Annotated in this window: 16 protein-coding genes; 10 read left to right on the plus strand and 6 right to left on the minus strand. The window is 73.0% G+C overall.

What is annotated here, in order from left to right:
* Window positions 1–169 precede the first annotated feature (169 nt).
* Complete coding sequence (locus ACZ4WV_RS27045; protein ID WP_350517275.1) at window positions 170–379, minus strand: DUF5703 family protein; 210 nt, start codon at window positions 377–379, stop codon at window positions 170–172.
* Window positions 380–742: 363 nt separating this feature from the next.
* Here ACZ4WV_RS27045 and ACZ4WV_RS27050 point away from each other — a divergent pair, with 363 nt between their 5' ends.
* The gene (locus ACZ4WV_RS27050) at window positions 743–1342 is read left to right on the plus strand and encodes a hypothetical protein (RefSeq protein ID WP_465751056.1); all 600 of its coding nucleotides are present in this window, start codon (window positions 743–745) and stop codon (window positions 1340–1342) included.
* 65 nt (window positions 1343–1407) lie between these two features.
* On the opposite strand, the gene ACZ4WV_RS27055 is transcribed toward ACZ4WV_RS27050, so the two are convergent.
* Window positions 1408–3579, minus strand: coding sequence for a helix-hairpin-helix domain-containing protein (locus ACZ4WV_RS27055; RefSeq protein ID WP_465751058.1), 2172 nt, complete (start codon window positions 3577–3579; stop codon window positions 1408–1410).
* 71 nt (window positions 3580–3650) lie between these two features.
* Window positions 3651–4631, minus strand: coding sequence for an aldo/keto reductase (locus tag ACZ4WV_RS27060; protein WP_465751060.1), 981 nt, complete (start codon window positions 4629–4631; stop codon window positions 3651–3653).
* A 239-nt stretch (window positions 4632–4870) separates the two neighbouring features.
* Here ACZ4WV_RS27060 and ACZ4WV_RS27065 point away from each other — a divergent pair, with 239 nt between their 5' ends.
* Window positions 4871–5917 carry an LLM class F420-dependent oxidoreductase gene (locus ACZ4WV_RS27065; RefSeq protein WP_465751062.1) on the plus strand — a complete coding sequence of 349 codons (1047 nt, stop codon included), beginning with the start codon at window positions 4871–4873 and terminating at the stop codon, window positions 5915–5917.
* Window positions 5918–5990: 73 nt separating this feature from the next.
* Here ACZ4WV_RS27065 and ACZ4WV_RS27070 read toward each other — a convergent pair whose 3' ends face one another.
* The gene (locus ACZ4WV_RS27070) at window positions 5991–6971 is read right to left on the minus strand and encodes a magnesium and cobalt transport protein CorA (protein ID WP_465751064.1); all 981 of its coding nucleotides are present in this window, start codon (window positions 6969–6971) and stop codon (window positions 5991–5993) included.
* A gap of 166 nt (window positions 6972–7137) precedes the next feature.
* Between ACZ4WV_RS27070 and ACZ4WV_RS27075 the strand changes: the two genes are divergently transcribed.
* The 4 genes from ACZ4WV_RS27075 (at window position 7138) to mshC (ending at window position 11005) form a co-directional block, all read left to right on the plus strand.
* The gene (locus tag ACZ4WV_RS27075) at window positions 7138–7830 is read left to right on the plus strand and encodes an MSMEG_4193 family putative phosphomutase (protein ID WP_465751066.1); all 693 of its coding nucleotides are present in this window, start codon (window positions 7138–7140) and stop codon (window positions 7828–7830) included.
* Between the two features lie 227 nt (window positions 7831–8057).
* Entirely contained in the window at window positions 8058–8624 is a 567-nt protein-coding gene (locus ACZ4WV_RS27080) for a DUF3090 domain-containing protein (RefSeq protein WP_465751068.1), read from the plus strand.
* 56 nt (window positions 8625–8680) lie between these two features.
* On the plus strand, window positions 8681–9466 hold the full coding sequence (locus ACZ4WV_RS27085) for an SCO1664 family protein (RefSeq protein WP_465751172.1): 786 nt from the start codon (window positions 8681–8683) through the stop codon (window positions 9464–9466).
* 309 nt (window positions 9467–9775) lie between these two features.
* A complete protein-coding gene (gene mshC, locus ACZ4WV_RS27090) occupies window positions 9776–11005 on the plus strand; it encodes a cysteine--1-D-myo-inosityl 2-amino-2-deoxy-alpha-D-glucopyranoside ligase (protein ID WP_465751070.1) in 1230 nt (409 codons plus the stop codon).
* A 64-nt stretch (window positions 11006–11069) separates the two neighbouring features.
* On the opposite strand, the gene ACZ4WV_RS27095 is transcribed toward mshC, so the two are convergent.
* Window positions 11070–12023, minus strand: a complete 954-nt coding sequence (locus ACZ4WV_RS27095) for a PAC2 family protein (protein WP_465751071.1) — start codon at window positions 12021–12023, stop codon at window positions 11070–11072.
* Window positions 12024–12420: 397 nt separating this feature from the next.
* On the opposite strand from ACZ4WV_RS27095, the gene ACZ4WV_RS27100 reads away from it, so the two are divergent.
* On the plus strand, window positions 12421–12939 hold the full coding sequence (locus ACZ4WV_RS27100; RefSeq protein WP_465751073.1) for an SRPBCC family protein: 519 nt from the start codon (window positions 12421–12423) through the stop codon (window positions 12937–12939).
* A gap of 6 nt (window positions 12940–12945) precedes the next feature.
* Here the strand turns inward: ACZ4WV_RS27100 and ACZ4WV_RS27105 are convergent, their stop codons facing one another.
* Window positions 12946–14022 carry a glycoside hydrolase family 18 protein gene (locus ACZ4WV_RS27105; protein ID WP_465751075.1) on the minus strand — a complete coding sequence of 359 codons (1077 nt, stop codon included), beginning with the start codon at window positions 14020–14022 and terminating at the stop codon, window positions 12946–12948.
* Between the two features lie 163 nt (window positions 14023–14185).
* Here ACZ4WV_RS27105 and metH point away from each other — a divergent pair, with 163 nt between their 5' ends.
* From metH to ACZ4WV_RS27120, 3 genes are all read left to right on the plus strand, one after another.
* On the plus strand, window positions 14186–17695 hold the full coding sequence (metH, locus tag ACZ4WV_RS27110; protein WP_465751077.1) for a methionine synthase: 3510 nt from the start codon (window positions 14186–14188) through the stop codon (window positions 17693–17695).
* A 153-nt stretch (window positions 17696–17848) separates the two neighbouring features.
* Entirely contained in the window at window positions 17849–18553 is a 705-nt protein-coding gene (locus ACZ4WV_RS27115) for an HAD family hydrolase (protein WP_465751079.1), read from the plus strand.
* A gap of 304 nt (window positions 18554–18857) precedes the next feature.
* Window positions 18858–20474, plus strand: a complete 1617-nt coding sequence (locus ACZ4WV_RS27120) for an ABC transporter substrate-binding protein (RefSeq protein ID WP_465751081.1) — start codon at window positions 18858–18860, stop codon at window positions 20472–20474.
* The last annotated feature ends 2 nt before the right edge of the window (window positions 20475–20476 follow it).

The raw sequence follows: 20476 nt of genomic DNA on the forward strand, positions 1-20476 counted from the left end.
TTTCTCTAACCCCCCCACCGCCCCTGCCCCCCGGGAGCGAAACAGGCTCTTGGTAACCCCCCGGAAAAAGACGCTCTCCTCTTGCCCGCCCTTCACCGGGCGGCCACGGGCACGTCGTCTTGATCGGCGCCGATCCCCCGCGGCCCGCGCGGGCCCGGAGGCCCGCCCGTCACCAGCTCCGGATCTGCCGGATGATCCGCCGCTTCAGCCGGACCGTCCGGCTGCCATCGGGGAACAACCTCAGCCGGTCGAGCTCCCAGTGCCCGTACTCGGCGTGCTCGGTGAGTAGTTGGCGTGCCGCGTTGCGCGTGGTGCCGCGCGGCATGCGAAGCGACTGGTACTCGTACTCCGGCTGCCGGACCGGCTTCGGTGGGGTCAAAACGCTCCTCCTGGGGATCATCTGCGGGCAAGCCTACGGCTTGCCTCGGACACGCGGCCCGGGTATTTCCGGCCGACCTCCCGTGCGGAAGCGGCGGTTCGACGGCTCGCAACCGGGGCGCTCACCTGACAGTTGATCAGTTCTTTTGTCCGCGCGCAGGGGATACCCCGATACCGGCGCGTGAAGCCGCACCCGGACGGCCCCGTCGGGCCGGTCGCGCGCCCTCCGCGCCCCTGCCGCGCCGGTCCCATGGGGGGACAGAACGGTCGGAATCAGACATCGGGGCGGAAGTTGCGGTGAAATCGCGGGTGTAGGTGACAACCGCTGTGCGTACCGACACCGCGGGGAGATAGCGTCTGCACCATGTCTGATGCCGCGCAGCCCACCATTGCCGAGGTACGCGCCGCCGCTGAGGCGGTCAAGGCCGCCATCGACCGTCATCTGGAAGCGGTGTCAAGCCCCAACGCAGCCGATGATCCCGCCGTCTCCGCCGCCTACGAGCAGCTCGCGACGGCGGCCATCGCCTACGACCAGCTCCTGTACGAGGTCTACGACGAGGTCACGCCCTTCGAGATCCCCGGGGACGAGGGCCCGGGCGGCTACCACGGCCCGGAACAGCCCGAGGCGATCAGCGTGCTGATCCGCCGCGACTACCACGTGGCCGACCCCAAGCGGCTGCGCGCCCAGGCCGAGCGGCTCGACGAGTCGCTCACCCCCGGCGGGGTGGGTGGCGTCAACGCCGCGATCGGCGTGCTGTTCGGCGAGTACGAGCCGGACGAGATCGCCGCCCGCAGCGAGGAGTTCGGCCTGGAGGAGGCGGACTCCACCCTCTGGGTCGCGGCGGCCGAACCGACCGAGCCGGGGGAGTGGCTGCCGGAGCCCTTCGAACACGCCGACCCGCAGCTGCTGATCTGCCGGTTCGACGTGAGCGAGGTCTACGACGACGAGGACCTCGAGGACTGACGCGATCCGCACGCGCGAAGGGCGGGCCCGGGACGACCGGGCCCGCCCTTCGCCGTACCGGCCGGTCAGTACGCCGACGCCGCGTTCTCCGCGAGAATCGCCCGCAGCCGGGTGGTGCGTGGCTGCGCCGGGCGCTCGGCGACGGCCTGGACGAGCGCCGGGCCCGCCGCGTGCACCACCGACAGGTGCCGCTCGCCGCGTCCGAAGGCGGTGTAGACCCACTGCCGGGTGAGCGCCGGCCCGGCGTCCTCCGGGACCACCACCACGACCGCCGGCCAGCGGCGACCGAGCGCCTGGTGGACCGTCAGCGCCCAGCCGTGCCGCAGCCGGCCGGCCTCCGCGGGCGGGACGGTCCGGCGCGAGCCGTCCGGGTACTCCAGGTGCAGACCGGCGGCGTCGCCGTCCAGCACCCGGGCCGCCCGGGTGATGCCGGGCGCCGGGGACTCCACGACCCGGTCGCCCGGGTCGAAACCGCCGAAGCGCCCGGGGCCCGGGTTCAGCCGGGCCTTGGCGGCGGCGTTCAGCGCACGCGTCCCGGCCGGGCCGCCGTGCCCGGGCGTCAGCAGCACGACCTGCTCGGCGGGGATGCCGAGCGCGCGCGGGATGGAGTCGGTGAGCAACTGGACGGCCCGGTGGACGGCCTCGCCGCCGTCCTTGACGGTCAGGATGACCACCTCCTTGTCCGGCGCCTCGACCGGCTGCAGCTCGCCGATGCCGACGCCGGAGACCAACTCGCCGATCGGACCGAAGTCCGGCGTGCGGGAGGCGACCGCCGGGCAGACCTTGGCGGCCAGCAGGTCGCCGAAGAACCGGCCGGGGCCGGCCGACCAGAGCTGGCTCGGGTCGCCGCTGAGCACCAGGCGGGTGCCGTCGGCGAGCGACTCCACCAGGGTGGCGGCCAGTTCGACGTCCAGCAGCGGGGCGTCCAGGACGACCAGGACGTCCAGGGCGAGCGAGCCGTCTGGGGCGCGGCCGGGGCCGGCCGTACCGGACAGCAGCTCGGCGAGCGTGGCGACCTGGGACCCGGCCCCGGCGAGCGCGGCGAAGGAATCCCGCCCCTGGTCGGTCCAGGTGGCGGCCCAGGCCCGCAGCCCGAGCCCGCAGGCGGCGGCCAGCAGCGCGGCGGGTTCGGCGCGGGCGGCCTCGCCGCCGGTGTGCAGCACCAGGGCCGCGTCGGCGACGGCCTGGATCAGGGCGGTCGCGGACGAGGACGGCGCGGCCTCGGCGGCCGCCGCCCAGGCGGCGGGACCGGGGGTAGCGGGCACGTGGTCGGCGGGAGCCGACGTGTCCTCCGCAGCCGGCTCGGTGGCGGCTTCCCCGCTTGCCTCCGCCGGTTCGGCAGCCTCCGGCTCGCCGTCCTCGCCGCCCTCGGCGTGCTCGGCGCCCGTGTCCTCGACGCCCTCGACGCCCTCGGCGTCCTGGGCGTCCTCGCCCGGCACGAAGGTGGCCATCAGCTGCAGCAGCCCCTCGGCGAGGCTGTCCTCCGCCATCGCCAGCCGCTCCAGCGCGAGCAGCGTCCGGGTCGGCGGCTCGTCGTCCTCGCCACCCGCCACCTGCGCCTCCGCACCGCTCAGCTCCTCCTGGAAGGGCAGCACCCGTCCGTCCTCGACGGCGGCCTGGACCGCGGCCGCCGCCTCCGGCATCCGGAGCCGCTCGAGCCCGGCCGTCACCTCGGCCAGGTCCAGCGCCGAGTGTCCGCGCAGCGCCGCCTGCTCCAGCAGCCACAGCACCAGCGCCTGGGCGCGGCGCGGGTCGTCGGGCCGGGCCTCGGGACCGAGCAGCTCGCGGGCGAAGCGGTCCGCGTGCTCGGGGCGGACGCCGGGCAGGCCCAGCACCGCCCACGGGTCGTCGCGCAGCCGTTCGGCGGCGCCGTCGCCGTACTCCGCCACGGCGTCGGCCGCCAGCTCGGCCGGGGCGCCGCCGGCGGTCAGCACCCGGGTGGCCTCCTGGAGCGCGTCGCCCCGCGGACCGTCGGGCTGCCGGGCGGCCGGAGCGGTCGCCGCGGCCGGGCCGCTCCCGCCCGGCACCCCCGGCGCTCCCGGCGCGCCCGGAGCCTCCGAGGGCCCAGCCGGTCCCGAAACCGGCGCGCCCCCCGAGGCACGCGGCCCCGAGGCGCCCGGCCCCCCGGCCTGCGGCCCGATGTTGCGGATCCGCTCCGCCAGCTCCGCGATCGCCGCGGCCTTGTCGGCCGGCGAGGCCGCCGTCTCCTCCGGAGCGCCGTTCCCCGTGTCACTCATCGTCGTCCGCTCCAAAGGTCACTCCACTGCACGTTCTGCTCGACAACCCGGACCACGGCCCGGACCGGCCGTCACAGCTCGGTCCACCCCTGGTCGGGGTAGCGGTGCACCGGCGACGAGATGTCGTCCAGCGCGCCGCGGATCTCATCCGGAAGCGTAAGCGCCTCCACTGACAGCGCCGCCTGCAGCTGCGCCACCGTCCGCGCGCCGACCAGCGCGCTCGCCACCCCGGGCCGGTCCCGGACCCAGGCCAGCGCGACCGCGAGCGGGCTACTGGCCAGCCCGTCGGCGGCGGTGGCGACGGCGTCCACGATCCGCCGCGAGCGCTCCCCGAGGTACGGCTGGACGAATCCGGACAGGTACGTCGAGGCGCCGCGCGAGTCCTGCGGGACGCCGTGCCGGTACTTGCCGGTGAGCACCCCGCGGCCGAGCGGGGAACCGGCGAGGATTCCGATCCCGGCGTCCAGCGCCGCGGGCAGCGCCTCCCGCTCGATGCCGCGCTGCAGCAGCGAGTACTCCAGCTGCGCCCCGGCGAGTGGCATCCGCCCGTCGTGGGCGTGCTGCCAGGTGGCGGCCTTGGCGAGCTGCCAGCCGCTGAAGTCGCAGACCCCGGCGTAGCGGGCGCGACCGGAGGAGACGGCGATGTCGAGGGCGCTGAGGGTTTCCTCGACCGGGGTCATCGGGTCGAAGGCGTGCACTTGCCACAGGTCGACGTGGTCGGTGCCGAGCCGGTGCAGCGAGGCGTCGAGGGCGGCGAGCAGGTGGCCGCGCGAGCCGTCGAAGCGGCGGGTGGACTCGGGGACGCTGCCGGCCTTGGTGGCGATGACGAGTTCGGAGCGGGGGACGAGGCCTTCGGTGAGGCGGGAGATCAGGTACTCGGCCCCGCCGTCCGCGTACACGTCGGCGGTGTCGATCAGGTTGCCGCCGGCGTCGACGAACTCCTTGAGCTGCTCGGCGGCCTCCTGCTCGTCGGTGTCCCGACCCCAGGTCATGGTGCCGAGACCGAGGCGGGAGACCTGCAGGCCGGTACGGCCGAGGCGACGCATTTCCATCGGACGGGCCCTCCACTGGCCGGTGGCCCCGGGAGCCCCGGAAGCCTTCAAACGCGCAGGTGGGGTGCGGACCACCCACGTCGGCTGAGCGTAGCGGCCGGGTCACGGGCAGGGGCGCAGACCCGCAGAACGATCAACAGCCCCGGTGTGACCCAGCCCACCTCTACTCGCCGGTAGCACGTCCCGTGCGTGCGCGGTTACGCTCGCCACCAAGGCCACCCGACTGGAAGGTTCGGCACATGCGACTCGGCATCAACCTCGGCTACTGGGGACTCGGCATGGACGCCGACAACATCGCGGTGGCCCAGGAGGCGGACCGGCTCGGCTACTCGGTCTGCTGGGCCGCGGAGGCGTACGGCTCGGACGCCGCGACGGTGCTGAGCTTCGTCGCCGCGAGGACCGAGCGGATCGACGTCGGCTCCGCCATCTTCCAGATCCCGGCCCGCACCCCCGCGATGACCGCGATGACCGCCGCGACCCTGGACACCCTCTCCGGCGGCCGGTTCCGCCTCGGCCTCGGCGTCTCCGGCCCGCAGGTCTCCGAGGGCTGGTACGGCGTGAAGTTCGACAAGCCGCTCGCCCGCACCCGCGAGTACGTGGAGATCATCCGCAAGGCGATGTCCCGCGAGCGCCTGGTCCACGAGGGCGCGCACTGGACCCTGCCCCTGCCGGGCGGCCCGGGCAAGCCGATCAAGCTCACCGTCCACCCGGTGCGCGAGCGCATCCCGCTGTACATCGCCGCGATCGGCCCGAAGAACCTGGAGCAGACCGGCGAGATCGCCGACGGCTGGCTCGGCATCTTCTTCGCCCCCGAGCACGCCGCGATCTCCCTGGACCCGCTGAAGGCCGGCCGCGCCAAGGCCGGCAAGACCCTGGACGGCTTCGACCTCTGCCCGACCGTCACCATCGCGGTCGGCGAGGACCTCAAGGCCGGCGTCGACTCCCAGCGCTCCTACGCCGCGCTCTACATCGGCGGCATGGGCAGCAAGGAGAAGAACTTCTACAACCAGCTCGCCCGGCGGATGGGCTACGAGCGCGAGGCCGACGAGATCCAGGAGAAGTACCTGGCCAAGGACTACGCGGGCGCCGCGGCCGCCGTCCCGCATGACTTGATCGACGCCACCTCGCTGGTCGGCGACACCGCCCGGATCGCCGACCGGATGCAGGCCCACGCCGACGCGGGCGTCACCACGCTCACCCTGGCCCCGTCCGGCCTCACCCTGGACGAGCGGGTCCGGGCGCTGCGCACCGGTGTCGAGGCGCTGGAGCGGGCCGGCCTGGCCTGACCGGGCTCCCGGGGTCCGGGCGGCACGAGCCGCTACCAGGCGGCACGAGGCTGTACGCGCGGCACGGAGGGCCTCACAGCCAGTCGTGCCGCTTGAACACCTGGTGCAGCACCAAGCAGACCACCACCATCAGCACCAGCACCGCCGGATAGCCCCACGGCTGGTGCAGCTCGGGCATGTGGTCGAAGTTCATCCCGTAGATGCCCGCGATCATGGTCGGTACGGCGGCCAGCGCCGCCCAGGCCGAGATCTTCCGCATGTCGTTGTTCTGCTGCACGCTGACCTGCGCCAGGTTGGCGTTGAGGATGTCGGTCAGCAGCCGGTCCATGCCCTCCACCTGGTCGTTCACCCGGGCCAGGTGGTCGGCGACGTCCCGCAGGTAGGGCGCGGTCTCCGGCTGGACGAACGGGGCGCCGCGCTCCAGGCGCAGCATCGGCTCCAGCAGCGGGGCGCCGGCGCGGCGGACGGCCATCACCTGGCGCTTGCAGCCGTAGATCCGCCCGGCGACGTTCCGGCCGACCCGGCCGGCGGCGAAGACGTCCGCCTCCAGCTCGTCCAGGTCGGCCTGCAGCCCGGTGGCCACCTCGACGTAGTCGTCCACCACGGCGTCGCAGACCGAGTGCAGCACCGAGCTGGGCCCGTACCGCAGCAGCTCGGGCTGCTGCTCCAGCCGGGCCCGCAGGCCGCTGAGCGGGGTGTCCTCGCCGTGGCGCACGGTCATCACGAAGTCCGCGCCGAGGAAGACCATCACCTCGCCGCTGGTGACGGCGTGCGCGCCGGGGTGGTAGCCGAGGGTCTTCAGCGCGACGAACAGGGAGCCCTGGTAGGCCTCCACCTTGGGGCGCTGGTGGGCGCTGACGGCGTCCTCGACGGCCAGTGGGTGCAGCGCGAACTCCTTGCCGACCCGGTCGAGTTCCTCGATGGTCGGCTCGAAGAGGCCTATCCAGACGAAGGCGCCCGGGCCGGCCGCGCGGGCGGCGGTGAGCGCGTCGTTCGGGTCCTCGGAGGCCCCGATGCGGTGGCCGTCCCGGTATGCGGCGCAGTGGACGATCATGCGTGCCATTGTTCCCCGAAGTGCTCGATCGACACAGTGCCCCGCATCGCCCGGTCGGCACGGCCCCGCAGCGTCCGGTCGACACCGAGCAGCAGCGGGCCCGCCGCCGGGGCCGGAGCGGGAACCGCACCCCACGACGGTGCCCGGAGGCCGTAGGCTGAGCCCCATGCCCACCCTGCTGCTCGTCCGTCACGGCCGCTCGACCGCGAACACCGCCGGGATCCTGGCCGGTTGGACCCCCGGCGTGGACCTGGACGACACCGGCCGCGCGCAGGCCGCCGCGCTCGCCGGCCGGCTGGCCGCGATCCCGCTGGTGCAGGCCGTCAGCAGCCCGCTGGAGCGCTGCCGGCAGACCCTGGAACCGCTGATCGCCGTCCGGCCCGAGCTGGCCGAGCCGGCCGAGGACGAGCGGCTCGGGGAGTGCCACTACGGCGAGTGGACCGGCCGTCCGCTGGCCGAGCTCGCCAAGGAGCCGCTCTGGCGCACCGTGCAGGACCACGCCGCCGCCGCGGCCTTCCCCGGCGGGGAGTCGCTGCGCGAGCTGAGCCACCGCACGGTCAGCGCGGTCCGCGAGTGGAACGCGAAGATCGCCGCCGAGCACGGCGAGGACGCGGTCTGGGTCGCCTGCTCGCACGGGGACGTGATCAAGGCGGTGGTGGCCGACGCGCTCGGCCTGCACCTGGACCACTTCCAGCGGATCAGCGTCGAGCCCTGCTCGGTCACCGCGATCCGGTACACCCCGCAGCGGCCCTTCGTGCTGAGAATGGGGGACACCGGCGACCTCTCCTCGCTGGTCCCCAAGCCCCACGCCGCCCCGGCCACCCCGGCCGGTGACGCGGTGGTCGGCGGCACCGCCTGAGCGCTTCCCCGTCACGGCCGTAGTCACCCGGCGACGGCCGCACCCCGCCCCCACCAGCGGCGGCACCACCCGAAACCGCGGATGCCACCCCGCCCCGGCCTCCCCGCTCGGCTCCCCGACCGGCGCCCGGAGGTCGTAGGGTGACTGGTGAGTGATCCATCCGTCCGACAACCCCGCGATCCCCCAAGGCGGATCCGCACCGAACCGACACGATCCGGAGCGAGAGCGTGCCCCGTCAGGTCTTCTTCTACGACCAGCCCGAACGGTTCGTGGCCGGCACCGTCGGCCAGCCCGGCGCCCGGGCGTTCTACCTGCAGGCCAGCGCCCGGGGCCGGATCACCAGCGTGCTGCTGGAGAAGACCCAGGTCGCCGCGCTCGCCGAGCGGATCGAGGAGGTCCTCGACGAGGCGCTGCGGCGCAGCGGCGGCGACGCCTCGATCCCGGCCGCCGCGCCCAAGGACCTGCTCGACACCGCCCCGCTGGACCTGCCGCTGGAGCAGGAGTTCCGGGTCGGCACCATGGCCCTGGCCTGGGACAGCGTGGACGGCTGCCTGGTGGTCGAGGCTCAGGCCCTGGTCGAGGACGAGGAGGAGGACGGCGAGGAGGCCGTCTTCCGGGACGACGAGAACGGCCCGGACATGCTGCGGGTGCGGCTGACCGGGGCGATGGCCAGGGTGTTCGCCAAGCGCGCGCTGGACCTGGTCGCGGCCGGCCGCAAGCCCTGCCCGTTCTGCAACCTGCCGCTGGACCCGGAGGGCCACCTGTGCCCGCGCGCGAACGGCTACCGGCGCTGAACACCGAGACCCCGCCGCAGGCCGACCCGGCGGTCGCCGCTGCCCTCGCCGCCGACGTGCCCACCGCCCTGGCCCTGCTGCGCCAGGGCGAACTGACGGTGCACGGCCGCCTCACCGAGGCCTCCAACGCCGCGCTGTACTGCACGGTCGCGCACGGCTCGCTGAGCGCGCAGGCCGTCTACAAGCCGGTGGCCGGCGAGCGCCCGCTCTGGGACTTCCCGGACGGCACGCTGGCCGGCCGGGAGGTCGCCGCGTACGAGCTGTCCGCCGCGACCGGCTGGGCGCTGATCCCGCCCACCGTGCTGCGCGAGGGGCCGCACGGGCCGGGCATGGTGCAGCTGTGGGTCGAGCCGGATCCGCGGGCCGAGCCGCTGCTGGCGCTGCAGGACCCGGACGGCCCGGAGGCGGGCTGGCTGCCGATCGTGCGGGCCGAGGTGGAGGGCGGCCGGCCGGCGCTGCTGGTGCACCACGACGACCGGCGGCTGCGCCGGCTGGCCGTGCTGGACGCGGTGCTCAACAACGCCGACCGCAAGGGCGGCCATCTGATCTCCGCCGCCGACGGCCGGGTGTACGGCATCGACCACGGCGTCACCTTCAACACCGAGGACAAGCTGCGCACCCTGCTCTGGGGCTGGGCGGGCGACCCGCTGCCCGGCGAGGCGCTGGAGGTGCTGGCCCGGCTGGCCGAGCAGCTGGACGGCGAGCTGGCCGCGCGCCTCGCCCCGCACCTGACCGCCGCCGAGCTGGACGCCACCCGGGCCCGGGTGGCCGCGCTGCGCGGCTCCGGCACCCATCCGCTGCCCTCCCGGGACTGGCCCGCGATCCCCTGGCCGCCGGTGTAGCGGGGCAGCGGCCGCGGGCACCGCGGTGGAGCGCCGGCCTGCGACGGTGGTCTGGACCTGTTACCGGACCAGGTCGCCCACTGCTCCGACGGACGCGCGACGGACACCCAGGGCCAGGTGCCCCACCGGGCGGACGCCGAGGAACTCACCGGCCGGGTCGTCCTGTTCAACGAGGACTTCCTGCTCGGCCACCCGGGGCGAAACGTTCCGTACCAGTCAGGAAGCGCTCAGGCAACGACAGGAAGCGAATCCAGTCGATCTTTGTTACTGGTTAGGCTTTCAAATGTTCTCAAGGTTAAAGTCGATCCCATGCATGCCTGGCCCGCCTCCGAGGTTCCCGCCCTGCCTGGTCAGGGGCTCCCCCTCCATATCTTCGACACCGCAGCGGGCAAGGTCCGGGAGGTCGTGCCGCAGGACGGCACCGCCCGGATCTACGTCTGCGGCATCACCCCCTACGACGCGACCCACATGGGCCACGCCGCCACCTACAACGCGTTCGACCTGGTGCAGCGCGTCTGGAAGGACGCCGGCCACGACGTCCTGTACATCCAGAACGTGACCGACGTGGACGACCCGCTGCTGAAGCGCGCGGTCGAGACCGGCCAGGACTGGGTGGCCCTGGCCGAGCGCGAGACGGCTCTGTTCCGCGAGGACATGACCGCCCTTCGGCTGCTCCCGCCGGCCCACTACGTCGGTGCCGTCGAGTCGATCCCGTGGATCGTCCCGATCATCCAGAAGCTGCTGGCCTCCGGCGCCGCCTACAAGGTGGACGAGGACATCTACTTCTCCGTCGACGCCGACCCGCACTTCGGCGAGGTCTCCGGCCTCACCCGGGAGGCCATGCGCCCGGTCTTCGCCGAGCGCGGCGGCGACCCGGACCGCCCCGGCAAGCGCAACCCGCTGGACGCCCTGCTCTGGCTGGCCGCCCGCCCGGGCGAGCCCGCCTGGGACACCGAGCTCGGCCGCGGGCGCCCCGGCTGGCACATCGAGTGCGTGGCGATCGCGCTGCAGTACCTGGGGATGACCTTCGACATCCAGGGCGGCGGCAGCGACCTCTCCTTCCCGCACCACGAGATGGGCGCCTCGCACGCCCAGGTCGCCACCGGCTCCCATCCGTACGCCACGGCCTACGTGCACGCCGGCATGGTCGCCCTGGACGGCAAGAAGATGTCCAAGTCCCGCGGCAACCTGGTCTTCGTCTCCGCCCTGCGCCGCGAGGGCGTCGACCCGGCGGCGATCCGCCTGGCGCTGCTCTCGCACCACTACCGCGAGGACTGGGAGTGGACCAAGGGCATCCTGGACGAGGCCGTGGAGCGCCTCGCCCGCTGGCGCGCCGCGGTATCCCGGCCGGACGGGCCGTCGGCCGAGCAGCTGCTCACCGAGGTCCGCGCGGCGCTCGCGAACGACCTGGACGCCCCCGCCGCCCTGGCCGCGGTGGACCGCTGGGCCGCCCGGCAGGAGGACGAGGGCGGCACCGACACCGGCGCGCCCGGCCTGGCGACCCGCACCGTGGACGCCCTGCTCGGCGTCGCCCTCTGAGTGACGCGAAGGGGCGTCAGGACCAAGCGTCCTGACGCCCCTTCGCCGTTTCCGCCGCCGCGGACTACTCCTCCTCGGGCCCGTCCTGGCTCTCCCGGGCCGGGCCCGGCGCCTCCGGCTCGGCGGGCCGCTCGGCCGTCGCGTGCCCGGACACCGGCTTCTCGCCCGTCGGCCCGACGTTCTCCCGGCGCCGCAGGTAGCGCTCGAACTCGCGGGCGATGGCGTCCCCCGAGGCCTCCGGCAGCTCGGCGGTGTCCTGCGCCTCCTCCAGCTGCTGGACGTACTCGGCGACCTCGCTGTCCTCCGAGGCCAGCTGGTCCACGCCCAGCTGCCAGGCCCGGGCGTCCTCGCCGAGCTCGCCCGGCGGGATGCGCAGGTCCAGCAGGTCCTCCAGCTTGTTGATCAGCGCCAGGGTGGCCTTGGGGTTGGGCGGCTGCGCGACGTAGTGCGGCACCGCCGCCCAGAGCGTCACGGCCGGTACCCCCGCGTGGGTGCAGGCCTCCTGGAGCACCCCGACGATCCCGGTCGGACCCTCGTACCGGCTCTCCTCCAGGTCCAGCCGGCGGGCCAGCTCCGGGTCGGAGGTCACCCCGCTGACCGGAACCGGGCGGCTGTGCGGGGTGTCGCCGAGCAGCGCGCCCAGGATCACCACCAGCTCGACGCCCAGCTCGTGCGCGATGCCGAGCAGCTCGTTGCAGAACGAGCGCCAGCGCATGCTCGGCTCGATGCCGCGGACCAGTACCACGTCGCGGGTCACCGGCTCGGTCACCCTGATCACCGAGAGCCGGGTGGTCGGCCAGGTGATCCGGCGGATGCCGCCGTCCAGCCAGACCGTGGGCCGGTTGACCTGGAAGTCGTAGTAGTCCTCCGCGTCCAGGGCGGCGAACGCCTTGCCGCCCCAGGTCTCGTCCAGATGCGCCAGAGCCGCAGAGGCGGCATCGCCCGCGTCGTTCCACCCCTCGAAGGCGCAGACCATCACCGGGTCGATCAATTCGGGAACATCTTCCAGCTCGATCACCCAGCGTCTCCCTCCGGTCGGCGGTCGGACCGGCGCCGCCCCGGCTGGCCTGCCGGGGCACCGACGGGCCGGCTGCCGCCTGTCGAACCTCTCGTCTCCCATGGAGCGCCTCGCTCCATGGTCCCTACCTGCCCAGCCTACGGGCTTTGAAGCGCTCGGCGGCCGGGCACCGGGACAGTCTGGGGGAGCGGACGGCCGCGATCCAGCGGATATCCGGACGGTCCCTGCTGACGAACCGTCAGAGAGCGGCTCGCGCGCGAACCGTGTCCGGCCGGCGGCACATTGCGACGCATTGCGACATGAAGGCTGCGCAGTGTGACGGAATGCGGCGGAATGCCCGTCCGGCGCGGCGGCGCGATGATGAGGGGGAGGCAGCCGGGCGGAAGGGGCCGGACCGATGAACCGAGGGCTGTGGATCGCTGCGGGCGCGACGGCGGCGCTCGCGGGGGCGGCGCTGCTGGCGGCGGACCGGGCCGGGCGCCGACTGCCGCTGGAACACGTCACCGAGGGCGGCCTGGAGCTGGCCCAGGCTCCGGGCGCGGTCTGGGACGTGCTGACGGACATCGACCTCTACCCGGCCTGGCGCCCGGGCCTCACCCACGTCGAGCGGCTGCCCGCCGGCCCCGGCGGCCGCCCGCGCTGGCGCGAGTACGACCGGCACGGCCACACCACCTACGAAGTGGTGGCCAGCGAGGCCCCGCACCGCCTGGTGACCGGCATCGCGGACCCGGACCTGCCGTACGGCGGCACCTGGACGTACGTGCTGACCCCGGCCGGGCCGGGTTGCTCGCTGACCGTCACCGAGCGCGGCGAGGTCCGCAAGCCGCTGTACCGGGCCGTCGCGCACTACCTGACCGGCGAGGACGCCACCCTGCACCGCTACCTCGGCGCCCTGGCCCACCGGATGGCGGCCTGAGCGCGGCTACCCCCGGACGTCCACCCACCCGCTCCGGTACGCCGCCCAGTTCTCGGGCGTCGCGGCGAAGTCCACGTACAGCGCGACGCCGAAGGCGGCGCGGCCCCGGTCCTGGCGGCCCAGGCCCAGCCGGACGCCCCGGATCGCCGCCGGGACGGTCTCGGCGTCGCCCCAGTGGCCCCATCTGTCGTCCCAGTAGAACGGCAGGCCCATCAGCAGGTCGACGTCCGGCGGGGTGGCCTCCAGGGCCAGCTCGGTCTGCAGTGCGGCGTAGCCGCCGAACAGCGGCTCGGTGGGCATCGAGCTGTCGTACGTCATCACCGCGATCTGGTCCACCCGGCGGGCGGTCTCCCGGAAGTACGCCTGGTCCCACCACTTGCCGTGACCGGTGAGCAGGATCCCGGCGCTGTGCAGCCCGGGGACGGGGTCGATCTGCGGGGCGGCCACCGAGAGCTTGGCGTCGCGCGCCGCCGTCACCGGGCGGACCTGTTCCAGCAGCGCCAGCCAGCCGGCCGCCCCGGGGCGGATCGGCTCCATGTCGAAGTGCACGCCGTCGAAGCCCTGGTCCAGCACCTGGGTGGCCGAGGCGGTGATCCGGCCCCGGGTGGGCGCGTCGTCGAGGTCCAGGGCGTCCTTCTCCGGCTTGACCTCGTCGCCCAGCCAGCCCTGCAGCCGGACACCCGGCAGCACCCGGTGCGCGGTCTCGGTGAACCAGCGGGCCCGCGGGTGGACGGAGGCCGGCAGCGAGCCGTCGTGCTCGAGCGGGCCGGTGTGCACGTACAGGTCGCGTATCCCGGTGCCGGCCAGTTGCCGGGCCAACGCCTCGACGTCGGCCTCGGTCTTGCGGCCGTCCACCCAGGCGTGGCCGAGCCAGAGCGCGTCCCGGCCGCGGGTGCGGGCCTCGGCGGACGGTTCACCCGAGTAGTGCAGCCGGATCGCGACGAACGCGGAGCCCAGCGCGGCGACCGGTACCGCCGCCGCCAGCCCGAGCACCAGCAGGGCCCGGCGCCAACGGGACCAGCCCCGCCAGCGGTCCCGCAGTGCCCGGAGCGGGGCCGCCAGGGCCCGGCCTGATCGTGTCATCACCGTTCGGAACCTGGTCACGCGCTTGATCCCCCCTCGAGCCGAGCGCTCAGGATACGGAATGGGCCCGCAGCCGAAGCCGATGGGCGGATACGCTGGCCACGTGCGGGTCCGACCAAGCGGACCCGCAAAGCCGACAGCCGTCGCACCAGGGAGAAGCCCCATGGCCACTGCAGCCGAACCGTCCATCACCCAGCAGAGCCGCGCGAACGCGCTGCGTGAAGCGCTGGCCACCCGGGTGGTGGTCGCCGACGGCGCGATGGGCACCATGCTCCAGGCACAGGACCCGACGCTGGAGGACTTCCAGAACCTCGAAGGCTGCAACGAGGTCCTCAACATCACCCGCCCCGACATCGTCCGCTCCGTCCACGAGGCCTACTTCGCGGTGGGCGTGGACTGCGTCGAGACCAACACCTTCGGCGCCAACTTCTCCGCGCTCGGCGAGTACGAGATCTCCGACCGCATCTTCGAGCTGTCCGAGGCCGGCGCCCGGATCGCCCGTGAGGTGGCCGACGCCCACGCCGCCGACGGCCGCACCCGCTGGGTGCTCGGCTCGATCGGCCCCGGCACCAAGCTGCCGACCCTCGGCCACGCCCCGTACGGGACGCTGCGCGACGGCTTCCAGCAGAACGCGGCCGGCCTGATCGCCGGCGGCGCCGACGCGCTCCTGGTGGAGACCAGCCAGGACCTGCTGCAGACCAAGGCCGCGATCCTCGGCTCGAAGCGCGCCCTGGCCGAGGCCGGGCTCGACCTGCCGGTGCTGGTGCAGGTGACGGTGGAGACCACCGGCACCATGCTGCTGGGCTCCGAGATCGGCGCCGCGCTCACCGCGCTGGAGCCGCTCGGCGTCGACTACATCGGCCTGAACTGCGCCACCGGCCCGGCCGAGATGAGCGAGCACCTGCGCTACCTGGCCAAGAACGCCCGGATCGGCCTGTCCTGCATGCCGAACGCGGGCCTGCCGGTGCTCGGCAAGAACGGCGCCCACTACCCGCTCTCCCCGGAGGAGCTGGCCGAGGCGCACGACGTGTTCACCCGCGAGTACGGCCTCTCGCTGGTCGGCGGCTGCTGCGGCACCACTCCCGAGCACCTGCGCCAGGTGGTCGAGCGGGTGCAGGGCCGCCCGATCGCCCCGCGCGACCCGCGGCCGGAGCCCTCGGCCGCCTCGCTGTACCAGGCGGTGCCGTTCCGCCAGGACACCTCCTACCTGGCGATCGGCGAGCGCACCAACGCCAACGGCTCCAAGAAGTTCCGCGAGTCGATGCTGGCCGGCGACTGGCAGGCCTGCGTGGAGATCGCCCGCGACCAGATCCGGGACGGCTCGCACCTGCTGGACCTGTGCGTGGACTACGTCGGCCGTGACGGCGTCGCCGACATGAAGGAGATCGCCGGCCGACTGGCCACCGCCTCCACCCTGCCGATCGTGCTGGACTCCACCGAACCGCCCGTGCTGCAGGCCGGCCTGGAGGCGCTCGGCGGCCGGGCGGTGCTCAACTCCGTCAACTACGAGGACGGCAACGCCCCCGACTCGCGCTTCGGCAGGATCGCCTCGCTGGCCCGCGAGCACGGCGCCGGCCTGATCGCCCTGACCATCGACGAGGAGGGCCAGGCCCGTACCGCCGAGAAGAAGGTGGAGATCGCCGAGCGGCTGATCGCCGAGCTCACCACCGACTACGGCATCGACGAGGGCTCGATCCTGGTCGACTGCCTCACCTTCACCCTGGCCACCGGCCAGGAGGAGTCCCGCCGGGACGGCATCGAGACCATCGAGGCGATCCGCGAGCTCAAGCGCCGCCACCCGAAGGTGCAGACCACCCTCGGCCTGTCGAACATCTCCTTCGGCCTCAACCCGGCCGCCCGCGTGGTGCTCAACTCGGTCTTCCTGCACGAGTGCGTGGAGGCGGGCCTCGACTCGGCGATCGTCCACGCCTCCAAGATCCTGCCGATCTCCCGGATCCCCGAGGACCAGCGCGAGGCCGCCCTCGACCTGGTCTACGACCGCCGCCGGGACGGCTACGATCCGCTGCAGCGTCTGCTGGAGCTGTTCGAGAACGTCTCCACCGCCTCGGTCAGGGCCTCCAAGGCCGAGGAGCTGGCCGCGCTCCCGCTGGACGAGCGGCTGCAGCGCCGGATCATCGACGGCGAGCGCAACGGCCTGGAGGCCGACCTCGACGAGGCGCTGACCGCGCGCCCGGCGCTGGAGATCATCAACGACACCCTGCTCTCGGGCATGAAGGTGGTCGGCGAGCTCTTCGGCTCCGGCCAGATGCAGCTGCCGTTCGTGCTCCAGTCCGCCGAGGTGATGAAGACCGCGGTGGCCCACCTGGAGCCGCACATGGAGAAGTCCGACAGCGAGGGCAAGGGCACCATCGTGCTGGCCACCGTGAAGGGCGACGTCCACGACATCGGCAAGAACCTGGTCGACATCATCCTGTCCAACAACGGCTACAACGTGGTCAACCTGGGCATCAAGCAGCCGGTCTCGGCGATCCTGGACGCCGCGCAGGAGCACAACGCGGACGTCATCGGCATGTCCGGCCTGCTGGTGAAGTCCACGGTGATCATGAAGGAGAACCTGGAGGAGCTGAACCAGCGCAAGCTTGCCGCGTCCTACCCGGTGATCCTCGGCGGCGCGGCCCTGACCCGCGCCTACGTCGAGCAGGACCTGCACGAGATCTACGAGGGCGAGGTCCGCTACGCCCGGGACGCCTTCGAGGGCCTGCGGCTGATGGACGCGCTGATCGCGGTCAAGCGCGGCGTGCCCGGCGCGAGCCTGCCGGAGCTCAAGCAGCGCCGGCACGCCCGGGTGGAGGTGGCGGAGCCGGAGCCCGAGGTCAACCTCGGCCAGATCCGCTCGGACGTCGCCGTCGACAACACCGTGCCCACCCCGCCGTTCTGGGGCGACCGGATCGTCAAGGGCATCCCGTTCGCCGACTACGCGTCCTGGCTGGACGAGGACGCGCTGTTCAAGGGCCAGTGGGGCCTGAAGGCGGCACGCACCGGCGAGGGGCCGTCGTACGAGGAGCTGGTGGAGACCGAGGGCCGGCCGCGGCTGCGCGTCTGGCTGGACCGGCTGCAGACCGAGGGCTGGCTGGAGGCGGCCGTGGTCTACGGCTACTACCCGGCCAACTCCAAGGGCGACGACCTGATCGTCTACCACGAGGACGGCACGGAGCGGACCCGCTTCACCTTCCCGCGCCAGCGCCGCGGGCGCCGGCTCTGCCTCGCGGACTTCTTCCGCCCGGAGGAGTCCGGCGAGCGGGACGTGGTCGGCCTCCAGGTGGTCACCATGGGCAACCGGATCTCGGAGGCGGCCAACGAGCTGTTCGCCGACAACTCCTACCGGGACTACCTGGAGCTGCACGGCCTCTCGGTGCAGCTGGCCGAGGCGCTGGCCGAGTTCTGGCACGCCCGGGTCCGCTACGAGCTGGGCTTCTCCGGCGAGGACCCGCAGGACGTCAAGGACATGTTCGCGCTCAAGTACCGGGGCGCCCGCTTCTCGCTCGGCTACGGAGCCTGCCCCGAGCTGGAGGACCGCGCCAAGATCGCCGAGCTGCTGAAGCCCGAGCGGATCGGCGTGGTGCTCTCCGAGGAGTTCCAGCTGCACCCGGAGCAGTCCACCGACGCGATCGTGATCCACCACCCGGAGGCGAAGTACTTCAACGCGCGGTAACCACCACGTCCTTCTCCGTTCGCTCTTTTCCGACGAACCGGGCGTATCCTTGATGATCCTGAACGGGCCGGTCCGCTCACCAGCGGGTCGGCCTGTGCCATCCCCGGGAAACGTCCGAGGGCGTGCCACGGGTACCGACGGAAGGGCACACCGATGACCACCAGCTCCACCGCCGCCCCGGCGCTCGACCATGGAGACGACCGCGGCCTGCAGGCGGTGCTGCTGGACATGGACGGCACCCTGGTCGACACCGAGGACTTCTGGTGGCAGGCCGAGGTCACGCTCTTCGCCGAACTCGGCCACCAGCTGGACGAGGCGGACCGGGCCCAGGTGGTCGGCGGGCCGATGACCAGGGTGATGGACTACCTGGTCGCCCGGACCGGCGTGGACATCGCCCCGGCCGACCTGGGCGTGCTGGTCAACCAGCGCTTCGTGGACCTGCTGGCGGGCGGTGTGCCGCTGATGCCCGGGGCCGAGCGGCTGCTCAACACCCTCGCCGCACACGGCGTCCCGGCCGCCCTGGTGTCCGCCTCGCACCGGCACGTGATCGACATCGTGCTGCGCTCGCTGGGCGCCGAGCGCTTCGCCTTCACCATCGGCGGGGACGAGGTGGCGCGCACCAAGCCGTTCCCGGACCCGTACCTGGAGGCGGCCCGCCGCCTCGGCGCGGAGCCGGCCCGCTGCGTGGTGGTGGAGGACACCCCGACCGGGGTGCGCGCGGGCGAGGCGGCCGGCTGCCCGGTGGTCGCGGTGCCTTCGGTGGCGCCGATCGAGCCGGCCCCGGGGCGGCTGGTGGTGCGGTCGCTGGAGCAGGTGGACCTCGAACTGCTGCGCTCGCTGGTCACCTCGCGGGTGTGACGGCCTGCCGGGTCTGACCGGTGTGACCGGTGTGCCGGGTGTAGCGGGTGCGAGCGGGTGTTCCTGAGCATCACTTGAGTGTGATAGTCGTCTCATTGCGCCCCGGGTCTACTCGCAGGTACGTCGCCCCGCGGCGCCACCGCCGATGCTCTCCCGGGGAGAAAACGGGCAATGGCTGACAACTCGTCTGGCGCGCCGTGATGCCCCGAACGACCGTGTCCCAAACGTCATCTGCACGGGTATCGGTCGTCCGTGTTCGATATGGCACGCTACTCGGGTTCATGCCACCCAGAAGGACGCGCTCTTGAAGACTTCAGCTGAACGCCTGGCAGCACTCGGCTGCGCCGGTCTGGTCGCCGTGTCGGTGGCCGGCTGCGGATCGGTCACCGACGCCGTCAAGGGGGACAGCGGCGGCAAGTCAATCACCATGGGGACCGCCCAGCTGACCGGCGTGCTGGATCCGGCCGCCGCCTACGACTCCGGCGCCTGGCTGCTGCTGCGCAACACCTTCCAGTCCCTGCTGACCTTCCAGGCGGCCTCCAGCGCGCCCTCCCCGGACGCCGCGCAGGCCTGCGAGTTCACCGCCGGCGACGCCACCGAGTACCACTGCACCCTGCGGCCCGGCCTGAAGTTCTCCAACGGCCACCCGATGACCGCCGAGGACGTGAAGTTCTCGATCGACCGCAGCAAGAAGATCGACGACAAGAACGGTCCGTCCGCCCTGCTGGGCTCGATCAAGAGCGTGGACGTCAAGGGCGACACCGAGGTGATCTTCCACCTGACCGCGCCCGACGCCACCCTGCCGGCCAAGCTGGCCAGCCCGGCCGGCGCCATCGTCGACCACCAGGTCTACCCGGCCGACCAACTGGTCGCCAACGACAAGCAGATCGGCTCCGGCCCGTACCGCATCGACTCGGTCGAGACCATGAGTGGCCAGGGCACGGGCAAGCAACTGTCCAAGGTCGTGCTGGTGCCCAACGACAAGTACACCGGCGACGCCAAGCCGCGGAACGACAAGTTCACGGTGCGGTACTTCGACCAGCCCACCGACCTCAAGGCCGCCCTGGACAAGGGCGACGTCGACCTCACCGACAACAGCCTGGAGCCGAGCACCGCCGCCCAGCTCCTCGCCGACCAGCAGAGCGGCAAGACCGACGTCCAGGTCGTCCAGGGCGACAGCAACGACACCCGCTCGCTGGTCTTCAACACCAAGGACCCGGTCATGAGCAACGTCGGCGTCCGCCAGGCCGCCGCCGCGCTGCTCGACCGCAAGGCGCTCGCCCGCGACGTCTTCGCCCGCACCGTCCAGCCGCTGTACGCCATGGTCCCGGCCGGCGTCACCGGCCACACCACCGCCTTCTTCGACCGCTGGGGCGACCAGGACGTGGCCAAGGCCAAGAAGGCCCTCGCCGACAACAAGGTCCAGACCCCGGTCAAGCTCACCCTCACCTGGTCCCGCTCCCGGGCCGGCAGCGCCGAGGCCGACACCCTCAAGAAGCAACTGGAGACCGGCGGCCTCTTCCAGGTGACGGTCCAGCAGGAGCCGGACTGGGACGCCTTCAAGAAGGGCTGGGCCGAGGGCAAGTACCAGGCGTACGTCATCGGCTGGTTCGCCGACTACCCGGACCCGGACGACTACATCGCCCCGCTGCTGGTGGACGGCGGTGTCTACCACCACGGCTGGGACGACCCGCGGATCAGCCAGAAGCTGGTGCCGGACGGCCTCAAGCAGGCCGACCGCAGCGCCGCCGCGGCCGGCTACGCGCAGATCCAGCAGATCGTCGCCGAAAGCGTGCCGCTCGTCCCGCTGTACCAGAACAAGGCCTTCTACGCGGCCCGTTCGTACGTCACCGGCGTCGAGTCCACCGTCGACACCACCGGCTACTTCCGCTTCTGGGAGATCGGCCGCAACAGCAAGTAGCG

The organism is Kitasatospora sp. NPDC029312 (assembly GCF_055569215.1).